Annotated in this window: 27 protein-coding genes; 2 read left to right on the plus strand and 25 right to left on the minus strand. The window is 47.3% G+C overall.

The window, feature by feature from the left end; translation table 11 throughout:
• Positions 1 to 16: 16 nt before the first annotated feature.
• The 24 genes from H2R00_RS08310 to H2R00_RS08425 form a co-directional block, all read right to left on the minus strand.
• Entirely contained in the window at positions 17 to 673 is a 657-nt protein-coding gene (locus H2R00_RS08310) for a LysM peptidoglycan-binding domain-containing protein (protein ID WP_182070826.1), read from the minus strand.
• Complete coding sequence (locus H2R00_RS08315; protein WP_182070827.1) at positions 666 to 4,592, minus strand: transglycosylase SLT domain-containing protein; 3,927 nt, start codon at positions 4,590 to 4,592, stop codon at positions 666 to 668. Before H2R00_RS08315 ends, H2R00_RS08310 begins: the two co-directional genes overlap by 8 nt.
• A gap of 3 nt (positions 4,593 to 4,595) precedes the next feature.
• Positions 4,596 to 4,733: a hypothetical protein gene (locus tag H2R00_RS08320; protein ID WP_176276257.1), complete on the minus strand. Its 138-nt coding sequence runs from the start codon at positions 4,731 to 4,733 to the stop codon at positions 4,596 to 4,598.
• Positions 4,734 to 4,774: 41 nt separating this feature from the next.
• Positions 4,775 to 5,224 (minus strand): phage tail assembly chaperone, encoded by a 450-nt coding sequence (locus H2R00_RS08325; RefSeq protein WP_003180832.1) that lies wholly within the window; start codon positions 5,222 to 5,224, stop codon positions 4,775 to 4,777.
• Between the two features lie 164 nt (positions 5,225 to 5,388).
• Positions 5,389 to 5,832: a phage tail tube protein gene (locus tag H2R00_RS08330; RefSeq protein ID WP_020451024.1), complete on the minus strand. Its 444-nt coding sequence runs from the start codon at positions 5,830 to 5,832 to the stop codon at positions 5,389 to 5,391.
• Position 5,833: 1 nt separating this feature from the next.
• Positions 5,834 to 7,180, minus strand: a complete 1,347-nt coding sequence (locus H2R00_RS08335; RefSeq protein ID WP_154994953.1) for a phage tail sheath family protein — start codon at positions 7,178 to 7,180, stop codon at positions 5,834 to 5,836.
• Positions 7,180 to 7,404 carry a YqzN/YkzM domain-containing protein gene (locus H2R00_RS08340; RefSeq protein WP_154994951.1) on the minus strand — a complete coding sequence of 75 codons (225 nt, stop codon included), beginning with the start codon at positions 7,402 to 7,404 and terminating at the stop codon, positions 7,180 to 7,182. The genes H2R00_RS08335 and H2R00_RS08340 overlap by 1 nt, the downstream gene beginning before the upstream one ends.
• The gene (locus H2R00_RS08345; protein ID WP_154994949.1) at positions 7,405 to 7,845 is read right to left on the minus strand and encodes a phage portal protein; all 441 of its coding nucleotides are present in this window, start codon (positions 7,843 to 7,845) and stop codon (positions 7,405 to 7,407) included. It abuts the gene before it with no gap.
• Between the two features lie 12 nt (positions 7,846 to 7,857).
• A complete protein-coding gene (locus H2R00_RS08350; protein ID WP_154994947.1) occupies positions 7,858 to 8,346 on the minus strand; it encodes an HK97 gp10 family phage protein in 489 nt (162 codons plus the stop codon).
• Positions 8,343 to 8,699: a YqbH/XkdH family protein gene (locus tag H2R00_RS08355; RefSeq protein ID WP_154994945.1), complete on the minus strand. Its 357-nt coding sequence runs from the start codon at positions 8,697 to 8,699 to the stop codon at positions 8,343 to 8,345. The genes H2R00_RS08350 and H2R00_RS08355 overlap by 4 nt, the downstream gene beginning before the upstream one ends.
• Positions 8,696 to 9,070, minus strand: a complete 375-nt coding sequence (gene yqbG / locus H2R00_RS08360) for a protein YqbG (protein WP_023856716.1) — start codon at positions 9,068 to 9,070, stop codon at positions 8,696 to 8,698. Before yqbG ends, H2R00_RS08355 begins: the two co-directional genes overlap by 4 nt.
• 102 nt (positions 9,071 to 9,172) lie before the next feature.
• Positions 9,173 to 10,108, minus strand: a complete 936-nt coding sequence (locus H2R00_RS08365) for a phage major capsid family protein (RefSeq protein ID WP_154994943.1) — start codon at positions 10,106 to 10,108, stop codon at positions 9,173 to 9,175.
• Positions 10,109 to 10,125: 17 nt separating this feature from the next.
• On the minus strand, positions 10,126 to 10,974 hold the full coding sequence (locus tag H2R00_RS08370) for an XkdF-like putative serine protease domain-containing protein (protein ID WP_182070828.1): 849 nt from the start codon (positions 10,972 to 10,974) through the stop codon (positions 10,126 to 10,128).
• 7 nt (positions 10,975 to 10,981) lie between these two features.
• Positions 10,982 to 12,496, minus strand: coding sequence for a phage portal protein (locus H2R00_RS08375; RefSeq protein WP_182070829.1), 1,515 nt, complete (start codon positions 12,494 to 12,496; stop codon positions 10,982 to 10,984).
• The gene (locus H2R00_RS08380; protein WP_182070830.1) at positions 12,475 to 13,797 is read right to left on the minus strand and encodes a PBSX family phage terminase large subunit; all 1,323 of its coding nucleotides are present in this window, start codon (positions 13,795 to 13,797) and stop codon (positions 12,475 to 12,477) included. Before H2R00_RS08380 ends, H2R00_RS08375 begins: the two co-directional genes overlap by 22 nt.
• Positions 13,794 to 14,594 carry a terminase small subunit gene (locus H2R00_RS08385; RefSeq protein ID WP_182070831.1) on the minus strand — a complete coding sequence of 267 codons (801 nt, stop codon included), beginning with the start codon at positions 14,592 to 14,594 and terminating at the stop codon, positions 13,794 to 13,796. The genes H2R00_RS08380 and H2R00_RS08385 overlap by 4 nt, the downstream gene beginning before the upstream one ends.
• Positions 14,595 to 14,739: 145 nt before the next feature.
• Complete coding sequence (locus H2R00_RS08390; RefSeq protein WP_182070832.1) at positions 14,740 to 15,243, minus strand: sigma-70 family RNA polymerase sigma factor; 504 nt, start codon at positions 15,241 to 15,243, stop codon at positions 14,740 to 14,742.
• A gap of 118 nt (positions 15,244 to 15,361) precedes the next feature.
• Positions 15,362 to 15,565, minus strand: a complete 204-nt coding sequence (locus tag H2R00_RS08395; RefSeq protein WP_154994935.1) for an XtrA/YqaO family protein — start codon at positions 15,563 to 15,565, stop codon at positions 15,362 to 15,364.
• Positions 15,562 to 15,903: an XkdD/Y8K6 family phage-associated protein gene (locus tag H2R00_RS08400; RefSeq protein ID WP_182070833.1), complete on the minus strand. Its 342-nt coding sequence runs from the start codon at positions 15,901 to 15,903 to the stop codon at positions 15,562 to 15,564. Before H2R00_RS08400 ends, H2R00_RS08395 begins: the two co-directional genes overlap by 4 nt.
• A 99-nt stretch (positions 15,904 to 16,002) precedes the next feature.
• Positions 16,003 to 16,173: a hypothetical protein gene (locus H2R00_RS08405; RefSeq protein WP_182070834.1), complete on the minus strand. Its 171-nt coding sequence runs from the start codon at positions 16,171 to 16,173 to the stop codon at positions 16,003 to 16,005.
• On the minus strand, positions 16,173 to 16,973 hold the full coding sequence (locus H2R00_RS08410; protein WP_182070835.1) for an ATP-binding protein: 801 nt from the start codon (positions 16,971 to 16,973) through the stop codon (positions 16,173 to 16,175). Before H2R00_RS08410 ends, H2R00_RS08405 begins: the two co-directional genes overlap by 1 nt.
• Complete coding sequence (locus tag H2R00_RS08415; protein ID WP_182070836.1) at positions 16,873 to 17,697, minus strand: helix-turn-helix domain-containing protein; 825 nt, start codon at positions 17,695 to 17,697, stop codon at positions 16,873 to 16,875. The genes H2R00_RS08410 and H2R00_RS08415 overlap by 101 nt, the downstream gene beginning before the upstream one ends.
• Entirely contained in the window at positions 17,698 to 17,994 is a 297-nt protein-coding gene (locus tag H2R00_RS08420; RefSeq protein WP_154994926.1) for a YjzJ family protein, read from the minus strand.
• Positions 17,984 to 18,244 carry a helix-turn-helix transcriptional regulator gene (locus H2R00_RS08425; RefSeq protein WP_182070837.1) on the minus strand — a complete coding sequence of 87 codons (261 nt, stop codon included), beginning with the start codon at positions 18,242 to 18,244 and terminating at the stop codon, positions 17,984 to 17,986. The genes H2R00_RS08420 and H2R00_RS08425 overlap by 11 nt, the downstream gene beginning before the upstream one ends.
• A 173-nt stretch (positions 18,245 to 18,417) precedes the next feature.
• Between H2R00_RS08425 and xre the strand changes: the two genes are divergently transcribed.
• Both xre and H2R00_RS08435 read left to right on the plus strand, forming a co-directional pair.
• Positions 18,418 to 18,771, plus strand: coding sequence for an HTH-type transcriptional regulator Xre (xre, locus tag H2R00_RS08430; protein WP_154994922.1), 354 nt, complete (start codon positions 18,418 to 18,420; stop codon positions 18,769 to 18,771).
• A 188-nt stretch (positions 18,772 to 18,959) separates the two neighbouring features.
• Positions 18,960 to 19,616, plus strand: coding sequence for an ImmA/IrrE family metallo-endopeptidase (locus tag H2R00_RS08435; RefSeq protein WP_182070838.1), 657 nt, complete (start codon positions 18,960 to 18,962; stop codon positions 19,614 to 19,616).
• 12 nt (positions 19,617 to 19,628) lie between these two features.
• On the opposite strand, the gene H2R00_RS08440 is transcribed toward H2R00_RS08435, so the two are convergent.
• Positions 19,629 to 20,276: a poly-gamma-glutamate hydrolase family protein gene (locus H2R00_RS08440; RefSeq protein ID WP_182070839.1), complete on the minus strand. Its 648-nt coding sequence runs from the start codon at positions 20,274 to 20,276 to the stop codon at positions 19,629 to 19,631.
• Positions 20,277 to 20,446: the final 170 nt, after the last annotated feature.

Below are 20,446 nucleotides of genomic sequence, written 5' to 3' on the forward strand. Positions count from 1 at the left end.
CACCCGGCGCTTCGTTTTATGGTATTTTCAGCTTTTGCCCCGGAAAAATCCAGTGCCCCGGCTGTTTGATATTTCGCTTGCTTCGTTTGATCATCGCCTGTTTGTTCGCATTCCAAATTTTCCGCCATTCCTGGCTGTTTCCGTAAAAACGGCCTGCGATGTGCCAGAGCGTATCGCCTTTTTTGACAGTGTACATTTTTGGAGCCGGTTTGGACAGCCGTTTTTTCTTCGTTTTCTTTTTTTGTTTGATCTTCCGAGGTGATGCTGTTTGATATTCTTTTAATGTGAGATCAAAATCGCGGTCGCCAATATCCTTTTCACCCTCACGATGCGAAAAGTTTTCGATGCTGCATGTGAAATTGATCTTCGTTCCCGTCACGAGAAATTGAACCGGTTTTTTTGCTTTCATCCACTTCTCAATTTTGAGAATCGCGTTCTCCGGCGAAAGAAACCCTTTGTATTCGGAGAGCGGAGAATACTTTTTCGGAAAATGAGACGAAAATGAAATCGTCTTTGCTCCCGGTTCATTGATAAAGGTGACCTCGCCGAATTTTGACACCTTTACAGATTCGTTGGCAAGATTATTGCTGACGTCAAGCTGCTCGGGAAGCACAGGGAGGCGCAGCTTTTCCTTTCCTTGTGTCAGCCAAAATTCGTACACGGATTTAGTCATAAGCTACGCTTCCTTTCGTCCCAATATGAATATCCCGTTCAAGCTCATCGACAAGAGCGCGCTTGATTTTCGCAATCAATGTTTCCTGGTCGCGCTCACTGTGATAATGATTGTCTCCGGTAATATAGATGTTGACTTCTTTGACGCCGCTTTCAGCCGGCTGCCGGGATCGTGCCCCACCTGCGGTGGCTGCAGCCGCCTGACCGTTTGAAATTGAACCTGACCCTTCAGCCGGGTCATGCACTTCCATCCCGAGCGCGCCTGCAGCCCGCTGAAGCAGATATCTGCCGCGGATGCCGCGTTCTTCGGGAATGATCCATTCGCGCTTGCCGCCTTCACCCACGCGGGCGATCTGCTCGCTAGTGATCAGGCCACCGTTGGCATAGCCTTTATAAGCTCCGCCTCTTGCCATGCTTTTAATCCCTGGGGTGTTAAATGGCGACCCGTATCGCGATTTGATGTAGTTGATGGCCGCTACCGCGTTGTGAACAGGATTGAAAATATCATTCATTCCTTTTCCTTTGTAAGCATTAAACGTTTGGCCGATCGTCTGCATCAAGCCTCTGCTCGGGTCCCCCCGCTTAGCGTTAATGTCCCAGCCGTTATAGGCGCGCGGATTTCCGCCGGATTCCTTTTGAGCAATGACAGAAAGCGGCTGTAGCCACGACACCGGTGAACCGGTAGCCATGATCGCCTGCATCAGCCACGACTTTACATTTCCGCCGACGGCGCCGATTCCGGAAAACGCAGCTGCCAGTGAGCCCGCTTGTTTTTCCGCAAAACTTTTGACATCGACAGAGCTTAAACCTTTGACAATCCCGACCGACGCGAAACGCCCGAGACTCATCATAACCCGGGACGGAGAATGAATATCTAGTTCTTCGCGGAACGCTTTTTCCACTTTTTTCGCCAAGTTTTTTGCAGCTTGAGAAACTTCGCTGCCTTTTCCATTCATGCCGCTGATAAAGTGTCCGACCATTCCCGATCCCCAGCCTGCAGCCGACTGTTTCGAATCAAGGAACGGCTTGTTGATATTTTTATCAACATACTGTGACGTCCCGGTCGGTGTCGCATTTTGCCCGGATGCAAAGTTTCTGACTGTATTTGCGCCCCAGGAAGATGACGTTTTCACCGTTGTTTGATAAGGCGCATTTACTTTTGCTTGAAGAAAACCGCCGGTTCCGGTCGCGGAAGCATTTTGCCCGGAAGCGAACCCGGCAACCGTCTGTTTTCCGTAGTTAGACGATTCTGCCGGCAGGCTGCTAAACGGCTTGCTGATGTTTTTTTGCTTCCATTGATTAAGGGAAGGAGCGTTTGAGCCGATCCCTTTGTCAAAACCGCCGGTGAATTCCCGGCCGAAAGCCTGCGCCTCTGCCTCTATATTCCCGACGCCGACAGCAGGCGACACAGAAGCCGAATATGAAGCTGTGCTTGAAACCGGAGAAGAAGTTCCCCCGTCTCCCGCCGCGGCTCCCATGTCGTCAACAACACGCATACCGAGCTTGGTCGCGGCCTGGGCAAGCAGCATCTTCCCGCGTCCCCGGTTGTTTTCCGTCGGGATGACGAATTCGTTTCCGGCTTCACCGATCCAGGAGATGGTCGGTTTTGTGATGTAGCCGCCTGTGGCATTTTTATCAGGATCTTCTCCTGTCATGAAGTTGATGACGGCATCAATACCGCCGCCAACCTTTTCCCATATTTTGCCTACCCAGCCGAATGCTTTCTCAAAACCGTCGCTTATCAATCCTGCAATCTTTACAATTGGCTTTTGAATATTTTTCTCAAACCAGCCGGCGACGCCTTCCCAAATGTCTGTTACGGTTTTTTTGGCCGCTTGAAATTTTTCTCCAATCGCTTCTTTTACGGTTGAGAACGTATTTTTTAACGGATTCCAAACCGTATTTATAAACCATGAGGAAACCGCGCCCCAAATTCTTTTGATCATGTTCCATGTGAATTGAAAACGATCCCATATTCCGGTTGCCACTTCAATGACTTTTGAAACCACGGGGTTCCAAACATTTTCCGCAAACCAACCGGCGACAACCATGAATGTCTCTTGAATCATCGTCCAGGCTGTTGTCAGCTGATTCCAGATGCCTGTCGCTACTTCGATCACCTTGCCGACAATCGGATTCCAGACATTTTCTGCGAACCAGCCGGCGACAACCATGAATGTCTCTTGAATCATCGTCCAGGCTGTTGTCAGCTGATTCCAAATCCCTGTCGCTACTTCGATCACCTTGCCGACAATCGGATTCCAGACATTTTCCGCAAACCAGCCCGCCACTGTCATGAATGTTTCCTGAATCATCGTCCAGGCTGTTGTCAGTTGATTCCAGATCCCTGTCGCTACTTCGACCACCTTGCCGACAACCGGATTCCAGACGTTATCTGTAAACCAACCTGCTATCATCGACCAGTTTTCTTGAATGGCTCCGAGTGCCTCAGCCGATTTATCTTTTATCGTATTCCACGCTTTCTCGACACCGCCGTTGTCATCGAACATCTTCCCGAAATATTCACCGATGCTTGAGCCGCCTGTACTTCCGATTAAGCCTCCAATAGCACCGCCGATTGCCGTTCCCCCCACAGGGAGAATAGCTGTGCCAATTGCCGCACCTGCTGCTGCACCAGCTAAACCGCCGGCAATTCCTCCGCCTGCTGAACCGACTTTTTCGCCTGCGTTTTCTTTGTTCATATCTAGTAATTCTGTCGCAGACAGTGCAGCTCCAAGGTACGGAACTTTTTTCCCGACACCTTTTCCAAACTTGCCAAGCCCTTTGAGGAACTTTCCGCCCGGCTTCTTTGTTCGATTTTGTTTTGAACCTGTTTTATTGTCGGACTTTTCGCCTTTGCTACCTGGCTTTTTGCTCGTTTTCGGATCGTTTGTTAAAGACTTTCCCCTTTTACCGCAGCAACAACATACACATTTCACAGGTTTTTTTGTGGCATTTTCTTTGTTGTCTTTCTTTTTATTGCTTTTTCCCAGAAGCTTATCCAAGCCTTTATCGAATAGGTTATCCATCATTTTTTCAGGATTAATTGAGATTTTTTCAGCAATTTTTTCTTTTAATCTTTCGACTGTCTTTTTTTTATATTCATCTATTTTACCCTGCCACCATGTTGCGAGCTTTCCTTTTCCAAAATTAGTTAGTTCTCCAAGTTTCTCTTTCCCTTTTTGCAAAACCGTATCCCAAATGGAACTTGCCTGACTAGCCTCAGGAGATTTGCCTGATTCATTTTTCTCGTCTGTTTTTGAGCTTTGCGTTCCTTGATCATTTTTTGTTCTTTTCTTTTCAATATCATCGAGCTTTTTTTGCAAGGCATTCAATTTCGCGGTGGCCTGGTCGTTAATCGTAAGGGTGGCCTGATATTCCCTTGCTAAATGATTTTTCAAATAGGAGGAAATCCTGCTGGCTGTCTGGGTGATTTTATCAATGACATAGAGGGTTGCAGAGTATCCTTTTTGCAATGCACCCTTCATGTAGCCGTAAATTTTTTGAACTGCCGGGGTGACTCGGTCGTTAACGGCTGCAGTTAAGAAGTATTCAGCCGATGCCAAATCAGACATGATGCTTCTGATCTTTTGAATGCCCGGTGTCGCCTGATCATTTATTACAATTGAAAATTGATAGTTGTCAGGCAGCTTTTGTTTGAGCTGATTTGAAATATTGTCGATGGTTCTGCCGGCCTTATCAACTGCTGAAATTTCAAGCTGCCATGATTTCAGGTTGGCTTTTAAGAAAACATTTAGTTTTTTCAATGTTTTCTCTGCTGTTTTCGTTTTTATTTGCATTGTGAACGGGCGGCTGAGCTTTTTTTGTCTTTTTTCCAGGTCTTTAAACCCCTTCTGAATCCTCCGCAGCTTCTTAGACACCCGGTCTTCAAGTTCAAAACGTGCCGTCAGTTTTGCCATGGATTATGTACCTCCTTTCCGCGCTTCTTTTTCCAGGATCTGAAGTTTGTAGCTGATGAGTCCGTATAATAATGCTTTAAACGGTTTTGGGGCTTCGTACAGCTCCCGGAGCTGGGATGGAGAATAGTGAAGTTCGTGCATCGCGAAATAGAGATACACCGCTTCTTTATTCCCATCCTTGATTAGTTTTTTGCTTCTTCTTCCAGATCTTCAAGATCGTCTTCAAAGCCGTTGATTTCAATCGCTTTGTTGAGCCAGTTCGCATATTCCCCTCCGACAGAGAGAACGCGTTTGGCCACTTCGACCGGGTCGGCCGTTTTATAGGCTTCTCTTAATTCCTTTGAACGGAAATCAGGATAGATCGTCGATTCAATGGCGATTCTGGCGTAAAAGCGCTGGGTGTCGAGATCCTTGACGCGGCCTCTGCCTTTGATGTTTTTATAAGTTGTATTTTCTTTTTCAAGCTCGTCAATGCGCTCGGTTGTAATCGGCTTAAACACAAACGGAATGACATTGCCCTTTTTATCGACGAACCGCTTTGAGATCGGCACTTTGATTTCTTCGGCTTCAACGGTTTGTCCCGGCATAAAAAAGGATAAATCATATACTTTTTCTTCTTGTTTTTCACTCATGTCTGCTTGCTCCTTTAACATTCAATTTTTAAATTGGCAATGAAAAAGCACCCTCGGCTTGGCGAGAGTGCTTGGTGTCATATGTCCTGACTACTGAATCGGCTTCCTTCTTTAAGACCAGCCTTTGCAGCCTATGTTTGAAAAGCGGGATACGGGGCTCTTTTTTAAAACGTATCTTTCAGTTTTTCAGGAACGTCAAAATCTTCAAATGTGAACGGAACTTCTTCTTCGAGCGCTTCTGAGTCGACGTCAAGGCCGGCGATTTTGGCTGAGTCAAAATTCACGTCATACAGTGTGACCCGTTCCGTTCCGCGGCCTGATGACTGGTCGTCAAGGACGGCCTGGAGCGTGAAATACGGGTCTTCGCCTTTTTTCACATAGTTCATCATTAATGTGACAAATTGAGATGTGACTTTATAAAATGTCGCCGTTCCAGTGCCGTTTGCACCTGTTGTCTTATGGCCCGTCATGCGGCGGCCCATAATATTGACTTCAGCTTTATTCTTTTCGACGTTTGCCTCAAATGTTTTGATGTGAGCCATCTCTTGTCCGTCGAGAAAAAGACGGCCTTCTTTTCCGGAAATCGTGTTTTGCGCTTTTAATGCCATATTATTTTACCTCCACATTAAAGTAGAATTTTTCTGCTGCATCAACCGGCTGAACGGCCAAATCGATTAAAAACCCGTCGCGGTCTTCATTCAGTGTAATGGCAATATCGCTTTCAGAATCAAAACCGGTGATGCCGCCGGCTTCCTGAAGCGCCGTCATATACTGAATGATCAGCGTTTTGACGTACTGCAAACCATCGTCTGATGCAGGGATATCGCTGCCGCTTGCTTTTCGTGCTTTGATTAAAGCCTTTAATTCGCGGGTCAGGTCATTGTTGACTCCATCGAGAACGCGGATGATTTTATTTTTCGAGAATTTTTTGTTCTTATCGGCAGTGAAGCTCGTTAAAGAATTGATGTCTTTTTCGACGCTGACCGATTGATCGCGTGCATCAAACGTAAATAAAAACTCGCCTTTTTTCAGACGTTCGATGACCTGGTCTTCATCCAGACGGTCCAGGACATCAACAGCTCCTTCGTATTCGACAAATGTGAGCGACTGGTTAAAAGTCGCGCCTGCGCTTGCTCCGGCAACCCATGCCGTCGCTTTTTCAGGAGTGATTTCTGTGCCGTCTTCCAGCACGACGCCTCCCGTTACATTAATGATGCCTTCATAATCTCCGGCATAATCGGCGACAACGCCTTGGACTTTCTGGCCCTGCTTGTCGCGAAGGCGTTTGATGAAAGCAGCAAAAGTGGCTTTCAGCTGTTCATTGTCTGCAACCGGAAGTGCGATCGTATTGAAGTATTCCGTTTCGGCAGCATCCAAAAACGCGGTGTAATCGGCAACGCTTGCTGTTCCGTTCTCTCCGCCTTTCAGCTTTGTGCCCGCTGTCAGTTCAAGCGCGCCTTCCCCTTGAAACGCGACGTACGCATTTGAGGTAAGCTCTTCTGCCGTTTTGACGGTTTGTCGGTCAGCTTCATCTGTTCCGACAAAGGTTGTGACATCAAACTTTTTAGAATCGAGCACATTTTCGGAAATGCGGATCGAGATGTCGTTTCCTTTCTCGCCCCCGTATTTTGCCGTTACGCTCAGCGTTTCGCCGATTTGGGCTTTCGCCGGCGCCCCTGTGTTCAGACGGTACAGCAAAACGGTCTGTGCGTTTTTCTTCGCTTCGCGGAAAAGCAGAAGAGACGGATCATCGATGTTCAATCCTACTTTTTTATTTAAATCTTCAATGCTGGAAATCGATACGAATGTTTTCGGCTCCCCCCAGCTCATGACGACAGGGAGGGCAACTGTGCCGCGGTCCCCGACGGAAACCCGTTCCTCTGCTGTCGTTTTAAAATTAAAATAAATGCCGGCACGATCTTTTTCTTTGCCTGGTGTAAATGTTCCGCCGTTCATTAATTCATGACCTCCTTGGCTAAAAATGTTTGAATAAGCTGACTTGCCTCAGGTTTTGAAATCTGCTCTTCTTTCACATGAAAAAGAGCACCGTCGAGAACTTCCGGTTTAATGCCGAAGAGCTCTTTCGCGTGCTCCCTCAGATCTTCGATGTAGAACAGCGCTTCACGTTCCTCTTGAGGCGCCTTTTTTGCTTCTGTCTTTGTTTTTTTGCTGACTGTCAATTATTTCACCCCGTTTGTAAAATCAATTGTTTCCAGAGAAAGTTCGTTTTCCCGTCTGTACCAGTAGCGGCTGTTCCATTGAATAATAATGGACGCGGTGCCGGAATCCCCTATCCTCGTCTCGATCCGGCTGATCCTCAAGCTGTCCCCTGTGCCTTTACCCGATCGGCCAATGAGCGGTATGATGTGCCGCGCTTCCCTTACGGCGTCTGCAATGCGCTCGGCATGATCGTGAGCCTGCTGCGAATCATGGTGAAACAGTTTCACATTCAGGGTGAAGACTTTTTTAAATGTTGAAACCGTATCATTCTCATCAAAAACAGAAGGGGGAGGAAAATATAGCGACGGTATTTGAAAATGATCAGGTATTTCCTTTTCATAACAGACGACAGGAAAGACTTGATAAAAGAAATTCATGACAGATCCCGTTTCGTCGTTCAAAGCTTCACCTCCTTACAGGGAATTCAGCCATTTTTGCAGCTTTTCATGCAGGCGTTTTTCAAATAAACGCTCAAATATGTAAAGCGCATGCTCCCAATAGCCTGTTCCCTTTACCCATTGCCGTTTTAAGGCCATGCCGGACGATGAACCGGGATCATATTGAAACCGGCCGCCGTGCCATTGTCCCGGAATCCACCTGACTTCATCTTTTCCGCCTGACCAATGGCCGTCATTTACGAATGAGGCATACTCTAACTCCGTCCCGACTTCAAGCGTGAGTCCGCCTTTTTCGATTTCCCACCTGTTCCCTTCGGCCCCCCGCTTGAACGAGCGCAAAAGGCTGCCGGTATCAATCGATCCGGCGCGCACGATTTCGTCACGGACCAGGTCCAAAAAATCGGTTCCCGCCTTTTCAAGCCACTTGGCAGCTTCAGTTCGAAAGCCGCTCTGCCCCGCTTTTTCCAGCGTCTGCGACAGCTGTTTCAATCCTTTGATTTTCATAGTTTTTCATCCCTGACCGCTAAGACTTCCAGGTGATGGCCTTTGATGTTGCGCGGCTGCTGAAGCGTGTAGCTGACACCGTTCCAGACCGCCTGATCGTGAAGGCGCACATCTGCATCCGCCGGAAAATGGGCCAAATATGAATGATAAATGACCTGTTCGGGTTCTTGCTGGACGATCGACTGGTTTTTTTCCGTAAAATAGCAGGGAACATTTTGAAGATCAGGTGTGTCCCCGTATGTGCGGATCGGCTGCAGGTATGGCGCGGGAATGCCGTACCTTGCTTCCTCGGCCTGGTCTTCCTTTAGATGATAGATATCGCAGCGGTCGCTTAATAATTTTTTGTAGCTCATAGCGGCCGCACCTTGAATCGAACAGATTCATAATCAAGAATAAATTCTTCGAGCAGTTTATAGACGTCGGGCTTCGCCAGGCCTCCGCTTCTTGAGAGCGTATAGGAGTAGTCACCCAATTTCTCAGATTTGTAGCCTTTCAAAAGCGATTCATCACCGTTTTTCAATGCAAAGTATTGTGCCAGCTGCAGCAAAGCGAGCCTTGCCTTTTCCGGCAGCGGATCATATTTTTCATCTGTAAAACGATGCCCCGTTATCTGCTCGGCTTCCGCTTCAGCTTCAAGGATATCCTGCCGCAGCAATTCCTGCGGCCGGTTTTTCACGGCTTCAATAACGGAATATTGGATGATATCGTCGGGCGTGATCAGCATGTTCATCACATCCTTCCAGAGCTTTTAGCTGTTGTCCGGGGCGCACGGACTCGTTCCCCGCCGATCGGCTATGCTTTCATTGGAAGCGTTCGGACTCAGCATTTACTCTTTTACATTGACGATTTTTGCAACCGCGTCTTCTTCTTCGAATTTGCTGTCCAGTTTTGCCGTCAGGACAATGATAAATTTGCGTGCGCGAATGTCTTTATCGACTTCAATTCTGATATTGCGCGAGAAACCGAGAATGATATTTTTCGGATGTGTCAAAATAATGTCTGATGCTTCGGCGGCCGCATCTCCTTCTCCGTATGAATACGGCTGAATATTTGAGACCCCTTTAACAGGCACGCCAAAAGCGGTTGAAAGTCCGCCCTGAACTGCCGCATCCCCGAGAGTGGTTTGACGGTCTGCGACGCGGTCTTTCCATTCAATCTCCTGACCGAGCGATGTGTAGAATCTGAATTCCTGTGGAACGCGCATATATTTTGCCGGAACAGCTTTCAGCCCCTGTTTGAAAAGCTGTCGGCTGATTTGCTCCCCGCCCGCATCGACGATGTGGGAGACCGACTGCTTCCGGATCCCGTCGAGCTGGGCAAGATATGGATCTGAAGACGCGACATCACCGTTGACGATCAGTTCTTCAATATCCACAGCAGCCCGTTCCGCCAGCATTTGCATCAATGTCTGTTGAAGGCCGTCTTTTTCAATGTTATTTTCGAGCGTGTCATAAGTAATGTTGACTTCGGCAATGACTTCTTTTGCATTCAGCTCGACCGTGCTGGTCACCGGTGCGGTTAATTGGTCTTTCGCCAATGCTTTACCTTCATCAGCCGCTCTTAAAATCCGCTGGCCAAAACCGATCTTTTCAAATTTTTGCGAGTCGTTTTCCATTTGAATCACGCGCGATTCGCTGAAAATTGTCGGCGTGTTTTGCACCATTCGAATAAATGCAGAAGCCTGCGCCGGATTCATTAATCCTCCGCTTTTCAGCGTCGCAAGCGACATCTCGGCTTTACGAATAATCTCTTGATTTCTCATTGTCTTCCTCCTCCAAATTAAAGCAATCCGCTCCAAATCGATTTTTTAACTTCTTCTTCCCCGTCTTTTTCAGCCGCTGCCTGCTTTGAGGCGCCTCTCATCTTTTCGAGTGCTTCAATGCGTGCAATAAGAGGGGCGAGCATGTCCTCGACGATTTCCTTCACATGTGCGTCTTGGTCTGTCTGCTGCTCTTTTTCGTCTGCCGCTTTATCCCCTTCCAAATCGTCAAGACGTTTGAGAAGCGGAGCCAAGACGGCTTCAATCGTTCCTTGAACTTCTGATCGTTTCATCTTTTTTTCTTCCTCTCCCGTTTTTTGTTTGTCGCCGGCAAAAAACTGCTTAAACAGCTGAAAGAAACTGCCGGTCTCATCGGTTTCAGAGCCGGCGCGGGGCGGGTGCTCGACCGTTTCGGCAGTGCCCGCCATGCTGTAGCCGGTGATGCTTCCTTTTTTAATCTGTTCCCAGATCTCATCACCGGCTTTTGTCACCAGCACCCAAGAGCCTTTCACAATCGTTTCGCCGTTTACTTCAAAATCTGCAGGCGCTACGTAGGACTCCACGACTTCTCCGACGCCTCCCTGGAAATTGTGATCCTTGTCGATCTTCCGGGCATTTTTCAGAAAACCGTGGGCGGCTTTTTGGATTTCTTCAGCCGTCATAAAATCGCCGTGGGCATCCGCAATGTCCGGCTCGTAGACCACGCCGTAGACGAGCTTCTTTTCATCCTCGGCTTTTGCAATCAGCTTGACTTCCTTTTGAAATGTCGGCGGTTCACTCGACTTCGTCATGAAAAATTTCTTTTTGTTCGCCGCTTTGTCGACATAACTGACGAAATTGATCTTGGCATTTTTAAGCTCTCTCGGCACGAAGTGTTCACCTCCTTTCAGTGATCTGTTTCAATGTCTCGACGGCTTCCTGCAGTTCAGGCAGCAGTGCTCCGGCTTCCGCTTCATTATTCTTTAAGCTTTCCTGGTAAACGAGCGGCCTGCTGAATTCTTCCTCCGGCCATTCATCAAGCGTCTTGCCGAGCACTCTGCCAGCCAGGTCGCGCAAATCATTTGCAGATACCGCTCCCGCCTGAATAAAAGGACCGAGTACTTTTGCAATCTCAAGCGGATCGCGAAAGTCCGGTCCTTTCAGCTGGAGCCTCGCGTGAAAAATCTTTAAATCACGGAGAAACAGCGTATTCAGCTTGCCGATCAATATTTTCCGCTCCGGTTCAAAAACCTGTTCTTCGGTGATTTTGCGGGCGGTATCGGCTGTCGCCCTGTTATATTCATGGGCATCACCAGTGTAGAGCGGCGGGAGCCTGAAGGAAGAGCGAATTTTATTCCGCGTTTTCTCGTCATATTCAAGAAACAGCGCATCTTCCTGCAAAATTTCGGCGAGGGATTTGATGTCAACTTTCACCGGCGTAATGTCCTGGCTGCCGTGAATGTCTTTTTCCTGGGCGATCCCCTCCGCTTCGATGAGCAAAAATTTGTGGGCATTTTCAACGCCTTCCAAGTCGTTCATGTATTCCTGCAGCTCTCTGTACGAAGCCTCTGAGAGCATGCCGTTTTCAACCGTAATGACGGCCGGTACGTGCCGGCCTTGTCTGAAGTACATATAATTCAGCTCTTCCGCTTTCCTCGCTCCGTACAGGTTGACAATATTTCCGATCCAGCGGGGAACGCCGTAGACGCCGCTGCCGATTTTAAAATGGATCGCTTCATTCGCGCTTCGTTCAGGAGGAGTCTGTCTGTCAAACTCTCCGGTGGTCATATCCATGATCCGCGGATCGCCGTACTCTTTAAAGTACACTTTCCTGCCGTCAATCATCTGAACGTACTTGCGGAACCTTTTTTCCCTTTTGATGTTTTTTAGCGATCCGTTTTCCATGTAGGCGAATTCAACTTCGATCGGTTCTGTAAATCCGCATACGCGCATATTTTTGACATCGAGATATTCAATTCCGGCCGGCTGCCCCGCACCGTTTCTGAGCACCTCCAAAAACCCGTTCCCCGTTTTTTCGCGGTCCTCTATCATATGGCTTAAAATCGTTTCAGCCGATTCATCAAAATGAAGATGGCGGCAAAAATCTTCAAGCCTTGTCCAATCGGTCTCAGCAGCTTTTTTCTTATCGGGCTTCACATCCGCACCGTTAAAATCAAAAGCGTATTCTACATCGAGCCCGAAACCCGCAATATTCGTTTTATAGGCATCAATGCATTGCTGGAGAATTGAAGAATATTCGGCAATGGCTTTCAGTTCTTTCAAATTGTACGGCGGAGCGATAATATCATCGCCGTAGATCTCCGAAAATTGGTCTTCATAGATTTGTTTTGTTACAGGCCCGTGAAAACGGGATTTCATGACTTTCGCTCTTACCGTTTGCTGAGTGGACATACGCTTCTCCCCCTTTTCCTGTTCGGCCGTTTTCTCGCTTCCGGCTCATCCTTCAAATCGGTGACTTCATAATCATCAAGCGCGTACCATAGCGCGGAAAGCGTGTGCGGATCAATTGTAAACTGATCCTCCTTCAGATTGCCGTCTTTATCCGTCGCATAGGTCAGCGGCTGCAATTCGTAGATCGTATTGGCACATCGGTCAGAACAGAATATTTTTTTAAACCGCTTGATTTTTTTCGTATATTGCAGGCGTGAGCCTTGGAACTTGCGGGCTGCGGTCATGTTGAAACCGTTTTGCCTGAAAAACTGAATGCTTTTCGGTTCGGCCGGATCAGCTTTGATCAGCTCTTTCGTAACCGTGAATTCGTTAAGCTCTTCGGCCGTCTTGTCATCTGTCATTTTATTTTTGTAGTACTCCCAATAGATATATAAATATTTTTTGTCGGGATCGACGGCCGCCCGGACGACGGCATTGTAGGATTGCTCAAATCCGAAATCCATTCCGGTTCTCTTCAGCGGGTTGGAAATGGCGGAGATTTGTCTCATGACCTCCTCATGCTCCATCACTTCAAATTGCGGCAGAACCCTGATGCCGTTTACCCCGAACCGTCCTTTTCTGGCAATCCGGTACAGGTCAGGATCATATGCTTTCATATCATCAAGCTGTTTGAGGTAGCTTTTCGGCAAAAACAGGTTGTCATCCGCTGTGGAATGGTGGTAATACGTATCACCGACGACAGCGACCCGCTTTTTATACAAGACCTCATCATCCAAAATAAACCGCTTGTTCCGCTCATCCTTGAAAAAGTGTCTGTACGTCCAGTTTGACTGGCTGACGGGGTTTGTCGTCAACATCATATACAGCCTGTGATCAGGATGCCTCAGCCGGCCGATCAGTTCCTTGAAGCCCTCATACTTCACTTCCGAACATTCTTCAATCCAAATCAGCGAGATGTTGTTGATGGATTTCAATTTCGCGGGGTTGTCCATCCCTTTAAAAATAATCCGGCTGCCGTTTGCAAACCTGATGTGCATCGGTGAAGAAACCGCCTCGGCCGCCTTATGAACACCCAGCTCATCGATAATGGATGCGAATAAAGAAAAAGTCGAATCCCTGTGTGTTTCAAACACTTCCCTTACGACAAGAGCGGTCCGCTTTTCCTGAAGCAGCTTTAATACGACTTTTAAAGCGGTATGATAGCTTTTCGACGAACCGTATCCGCCGACAAGAAATTGAAACGTCTGATCCCAGTTAAACAAATAATCTTCAAAATGCGGATTGACTTCTTTCATGATCAAGCCGGATCACCTTTTCGGGCGATGACCACTTCAACGGGACCTGGTTCCGCATCTTTGTCGGCTTTTTGTTTGGCGAGCTTCAGCTTCTCATCTTCAATTTTCCGCTTAAATGAATCAGGGAAAAGGTCAAAATACTGTGAGAGCTTATCGAGCGCCTTCATTTTATCGGCCAGCTTGATTGCGATTCCTTCTTTCCCAAGTTTCGCTTCCGTGATGACTGTACCATCGACGAGGTCGGAATGTTTCACATCGACAAAGCTGATCTCTTTCATAACCGGATTGTTTTCTTCATCAAACAGCGGTCCGGACTTTCCGACAGCCTGGACCTCTTTTTTGCCGAAAGTCACATAATCGGTCATATCGGCAAACGCGATTTTCACATAGACTTGGAGAACATCCATCGCCTCGACGAATATCTCCCCTACCATTTCTTTTTTGATCCGCCTGATTTCATCGGCCACCTTTTCGTTTTTCAGAAGCCGGCAGCCTGTCACATGGGCGCTGGCCGGGGAATAGCCCGCTTTTACCGCCGCTTGGGTGGCATTGAAGCTTTTCACATAATAGATGCAAAACAGCCGCTGCCGTTCATTCAGCCCTTCATTGTGGATGTCTGCTTTTGCTCGGTTCGTGTCATCCCCGTTTAAAACCTCTTTCCAGCAGTCGCGGGTTTTCCAAACGCTGACTTTTTTATTTGAAACACCGAGTTCTCTTGCGATTGCAAGATTCGTAATGTTTCCCCCGTATTTTTGATAGAGACGAAAAGCTTCATCCCTTTTTGGATCCCTTTTCCTTGGCATTGTTCATCTTCACCGCCTCTCATCCTCGGAAACAGTAATATTTCATCGCTATATGAATCTTCCATTTATGAACAGTATGCTCTGTTATATTTTTTTCTCTTTTCACTTATAGGTGGCAAACGTATGACAAAAGACAGATATATCGTTATGCCATACAATCGAGAGGCTTTTCGGTTTGTTTCGCGATTTTCAGCTGTGCCCGTTTCACATTGGTTTGAACAGTGGACTTTTTGATGCCGAGCATGGTGGCAATCCGCTCATAGGAAAACTGTTCGACCTTATGTAAAATGAAGATTTCTTTTTCACGTGCCGTAAGGGCAGACAGTGCGGTTTCAATCCGGGCTTTATCGTATGCTGACACTTCCTGAGCCGGTTCAAATGCAATCTGTGCTGAGAACGTGTCGATGATCTGCGGATCTTTCAGGAGCATCCGTTTATAAGCATCTCGCCTGTCAATCGCCCGTCTGATTCCCGGCTCTCTTCCGTTTTCAAGCCAATCGATCACATATTCCAAATCGGTCATCATATTTCTGATCAGTTTTTTATCTTTCAGCTGTTCAGCTGTCAGCCCTTGTTCATCTTGATAAGGCCGATACAGCTTTTTCGTGTTTTTCAGCGCTCTTTTATATTCAAAAAGTAAATCTTCCATTTTGGTGTACCTCCGTTTTTTTGAAATAAAAAAGGACACCAATCAGCCGCACAGTAAGATGTGCATCTGATCAGCGTCCGCAGGCTTTCCGTCTTGGACAAATATTCAAGTTGTAGAGCTATAGCTTATAGCCGATTTCAAATTCGACCCTTGCGAGGTCTCCCTTTCTCGTTTCAATGACGGTTTTGCCGTGTTCAGGCGCCTCGGCCTGCCATGCCGTGCCGTTCATTCCGTCAAGGACGATTACCGTCACCTTTCCTTTTTTGATGCGGCTTGCAAGCGTTGTAGCGTGGATATCTGTTAACTTTGCCGGATGGTTCATCTTTTTTCCTCCTCTTCAAATTCCGCTTTTGCGACGACTTTTTCTAAAATATTCATCAATTGATTCTCAACTGAATCACTGGGAGCGGGCCGTTTTCGCCTCAAATAGGCAAGCGTGAGCTTCGCTGCGGTCAAAAGTTCGGGAGCCGCAGCGATTAAGCGGGCATTTTTTTCCTTGGAATATGCGCTGTAGTCGGCGACTTTGGCAATCACCCGCCCGTTGGAATAAGGAAACCGTTTCTTTTCGGCTTTGCTGTAAGCGGAATAAATGTACAGGTCGGTATTTGTTCTGACGACGCGCCATGGTGATGGGCTGTACGCCTCACTTTCGTTCTTCACGTATATCTTCCTCACTTTCCGTCTTCTTCGTGCCATCGTTTCATTTGTGCGTCTCTTTTTGCCGCTGTCCAGATGATGAGAATCATCGCTTTTAAACATTTAAGCAACTTGTTTCACCCTTGTTTTCATTTTTGCAATCAGCGCTTCCAGATGTTTGATCACATCCGTCAAATCACCGCTTTCAGCGCGGCAGTTTGGACAAGCGCGGAAAATCGTTCCGATCCTTGCGTCCTGATGGACTGATTTTCTCCCATTACATAGCGGGCACATCAAACCATCCCCTCCAGTCTATGATTGATGCCGAAAGAGCTCCCGTTCAGGACGACGAGAAAGTCCTGGCACATTTCAACCAGCCTCGTTCCGAGCGCTTCGTCTATGCTGACAATTTCTTCAACGCTTAGCTCGCTGGACAGCATGATCGGCTTATGGTTCAAATACCTGTAATTGACGACGGCATATGTCTGTTCGATCTGCCATTCCGTCGCCCGCGGCCTGCCTCCCACCGGCTTAAACAGATCATCGAGAAACAGCACATCGACTTGCTTCATTCGGTTCAGCTTATCCTCAAGCAACGAAAAGTCCTGTTTTAAATCATTGAATCCTTCGACAAACGGAAAATAAAGGACGGGTACGAAAAGCTTCCTCATCAGCTCATTGGCGGCGGCCGTCAGCAAATGAGTCTTCCCTGAACCGGGTCGTCCCAAGAGCGCGATGCTGTTTCTGCGGCTTTCCTGAATGTCCCGGTAGGCTTGTACATATTCAACGGCGCATTCATACGCCTCTTTTACAGATTGATGCTTTCCTTCCGTCTTGAATTGAGCAAAGTTTAAGTTTTTAAATTGTTCGGTGATTTCGCTCGACTTCAACAGCTTTTGCGCTTTGCGCCATTCGCGGCAGGTGCATGATACCCATACTTCCATCGTTCCGCGCCGTTCGATAAATCCGAGTTCATCTTTGCACTTCGGACAGTCATACCGTTTTGCGGCGGATTCTTCCGGTTTGTCCCCCTGTGATAGACGGCTCCTGTTCCTTAGTTCGTCCATGACCTCTTCGATTGTTCTTTTGGGCATTGTTCTCCCTCCTGACAGTTGTTTTCGCTTCCGTTTCAGCCAGCCGGCCGATGATATATTTTTCACAGTAGCTGAAGACCTTGATCGTTTCATGGCGGCTTCGGCGCCGCGTCTCATACTCCTCAAAGCATTGTTCAAGCCATTTGATTGTTTGCGGAAGAGACACTCCGCGGGCGACAATCCGGGCGATGGCCTGATAGTCTTTTGATGAGGGATGGACAGGCTTTCCTTCCTGCAAAGACCTGAGAGCGGCAAATCGTTCTGCTATTGTTTTTATGGAACTCATATTATGTTTTGTGTTAATTTGTGTGATATCTTTATTGGATTGGACAAGCTTGTCCGCACGGCCAGTCTCTTCTGTCCGATCAGGCAGTTCTGTTCGGACATGGCTGGCATAGGCAAATTTCTTTGAATGTCTGACTGACAAAATCATTCCGTAAGGTGCTCTTGTGACTGCAATGTAGCCGTTTCGTTCGAGAAGAGCGAGCCACCTTCTGATCGTTTTTTCGTTGACGCCGAATTGAAGAGCCAGTTCTGCTGCTTTCAGCGGCTTGTTGCCGAGCACGATGCCCCATGTCATCCCATCGCGTTTGATTTCCTTTGTTGTTGAACTGATGCACCATAAAAACAGCCAAATGGCATTGCCTATTTTCTCGTAGTGCACAGGTGTTAAAAGCCCTGAGTAAACCGAAAAGGGATAGCTTTGATTCAGCGGACGGGACATTCATCTTCCCCCTTCCTTCTGCCTTTTGCAGTTCAGCCTGAGGTACCGTTCGTATTGGCCTTTATGATCGAATTGGAATACAGGCTTGCCGTCTTTCGTAAAAGCGATGAATCCCCCGGCTTCGCCGAGCCGCCATTGATCAAACCGGTCTGAGCTGTAGGAAATCACAATTTTACCCATGCTGCCTCCTTGTGGATATCCGGCGAGTCCGCCGGGTCTTCGCATTTGCTCTCTGTCGGCTTCCTTTGGATAGCCGTGCGTTCGAATGTGCGTGACCATCGGATGTTCAAGATTCATGACATCGCCTTCTTTCATACAGAGCTTCGTTGATACAATATGTATCAAAACAGACCTGAAAAAGATCGGGAAACAGCAATCGATCAGGCAATGAGTAAAGCGTTTCGAATTTCAGCATCGTTTCTCTGCCGGGATTGCGTGTTCCCCTTTCGATTTTGCGAACATAAACCTCGGAGAGTCCAAGTCTTTCCGACACTTGCTTCTGCGTCCATCCCCTCTTAGAACGCTCTTCGATCAACCGTTTTCGCACATGTTCTCACTCCCTGTTTTTTGATACAATACGTATCTTATGGTTTGATTATATACGATACAATTCTTATCATCAACACTTTTTTGATACTTTTTTTATCATATGTTTATTTCGATACATTTTGTATCTATAATAGAGATAAACATGCCGAATTGAGGAAGAGAGGTCATTCTATGTTAGGCGGCAGACTGAAGAGCCTGAGAGGAAAACGGACACAGGAAGAAGTGGCGAAGCAGATCGGTGTATCTCGGGCCCGCTACTCCCATTACGAAAACGGAAGAAGCGAGCCGGACTATGAAACATTAAAAAAACTCGCCGAATACTATAAAGTGACGATTGACTATCTATTGACAGGAACGGAAAAGAAAAAAACGATTGAAGACGAAATCGCAGATCCGGATCTGCAAATTGCATACCGCGACATGCAGGAATTTTCCCCCGAAAGCAGACAGCAGGCCATCGAGTTCATTCAATACTTAAAAGAAAAAGAGAAGAAACGAAAGCCCGGAGATAAACAAAACGGATAAATAAGGAATTTTTATTAAACATGACCTGGTGAGCGCCGATTTAATAGATAAGACGATAAAAAAGGGAAAGATTTGCTAAAGAGGCTGCTCATCGTATATGATAGATTTGCATGAAATCATGACAGCCCCTTTGACGGGCTTTTCTTTCCCGCTAAAAACAGAACATTCGTTCGAAAGGGTGTCTCGTATTGAAGTTTTATTTGTCTCACCTAGAAGAATACGTCAAAAATATGTATCAAAAGTTTGGTTTTTTTGAACCTCACCACATTGATATGAATCGCATAGCCGCTCATTTTAATATTTGGATTCACTATGAAAATGTCAACAGCATGATGATTAAGCATGACGGCATGTATAGCATTATTCTCAACAGCAGCCTTTCAAAGGAAAAGCAGTGGGAGGATTTTGCCCATGAGCTGTGCCACGTATTAAAGCATGCGGGAAACCAGCTTTACATGAATCAGATGTTTAGGGAGCTGCAGGAGTTCCAGGCCAATCAATTTATGTACCATTTTTGCGTCCCTACTTTTATGCTTTTAAAAATGGATTTTCCTCAGCTGCGATGCCAAGCCGCTAAAATGATCGCCGACCTCTTTAAAGTCACGGAATCGTTCGCTGTCAAGCGGATCGAGCTCTTTGAAAAACGGCAAGCCGGGATCCAGTTTCATGAGGCGTGGATGGCAAGCCTTTCCCAAGAAAGCGAATCAGCGAATGCTGCACGTCTTGAAGAAGAAGACGAACTTGCACGCTACCGGCGGGAAACCCGCCGCCCGTACGCAGCAGCAAACGGCCTCGGCAAATTGGTCGCGGCAGAAAGCCGGCCGGCGTATATGCTGAGAAAATAAAAAACAGCCGGCTCAACTGCCGGCTGCACTCGGCCCATATGCGATGCGGGCCCCTTCCTTCAAAGCTTTGACATAGCGGGAAAACACCTCATTTTGAGACGTTCGCCTGCCCTTTAATGTGAATTTCTCAAACATCGCCTTCCGCTGGGCAGTGCTGATTTCAAATTGCACGCTTAAACCGGTTTGGCAGCGATTGTTGATGCTTGCAGGGTTTGTACCTGAAAGATATCCCCTTTCAGCGGCCAGCTCCGCAGAAAAACCGTGCTTCTCCAATGTCTCCGCAAACATCAAGGCGCGCCTTCGATCTGTCCCCCCGATGAGCGTATGCCGGCGGATAGGCTCATCATATCCGTGAAACGCCAGTATATATCGATGTCCCGCAGCCATTCGCACGGCAAGCGGGCAGTCAAAATGGGCGCTTGTCACATGAAGACTCTTATTGCCGCGCCTTTTCAATCCTTCCAATAAATAAACCGAAGAACCCTCTGCAAAAGCCCTGACAATTTCACTGATGCCCGGCTCGATTCCGCCCCCGTGGGGAGCCATCACAAGCAGAGCGCTCCCTGCATCCCGCGCAGCCACCGAATAATCGGTCCCTTCTATTTCGTTTTCTACCATCTCTGTAAAGCTGCCATATTGGTCAGTTAAAGCCCGCTTCATCTTTCGATTTTTGCACCTGCCTGTCCTGTTTTTATGTAGTGTACCGGGAGTCGCAGCGGTTGTAAATATGTTGCCTCCAGGAAAATGAAATCTCTAGTAGGTATATAAACCTAAATCGAAAGGTTCATTTTATTGGGTATACAGGATGTATTCACCAATACCCTTCCGTA

This window comes from Bacillus haynesii (assembly GCF_014042035.1).
Classification (GTDB): domain Bacteria; phylum Bacillota; class Bacilli; order Bacillales; family Bacillaceae; genus Bacillus; species Bacillus haynesii.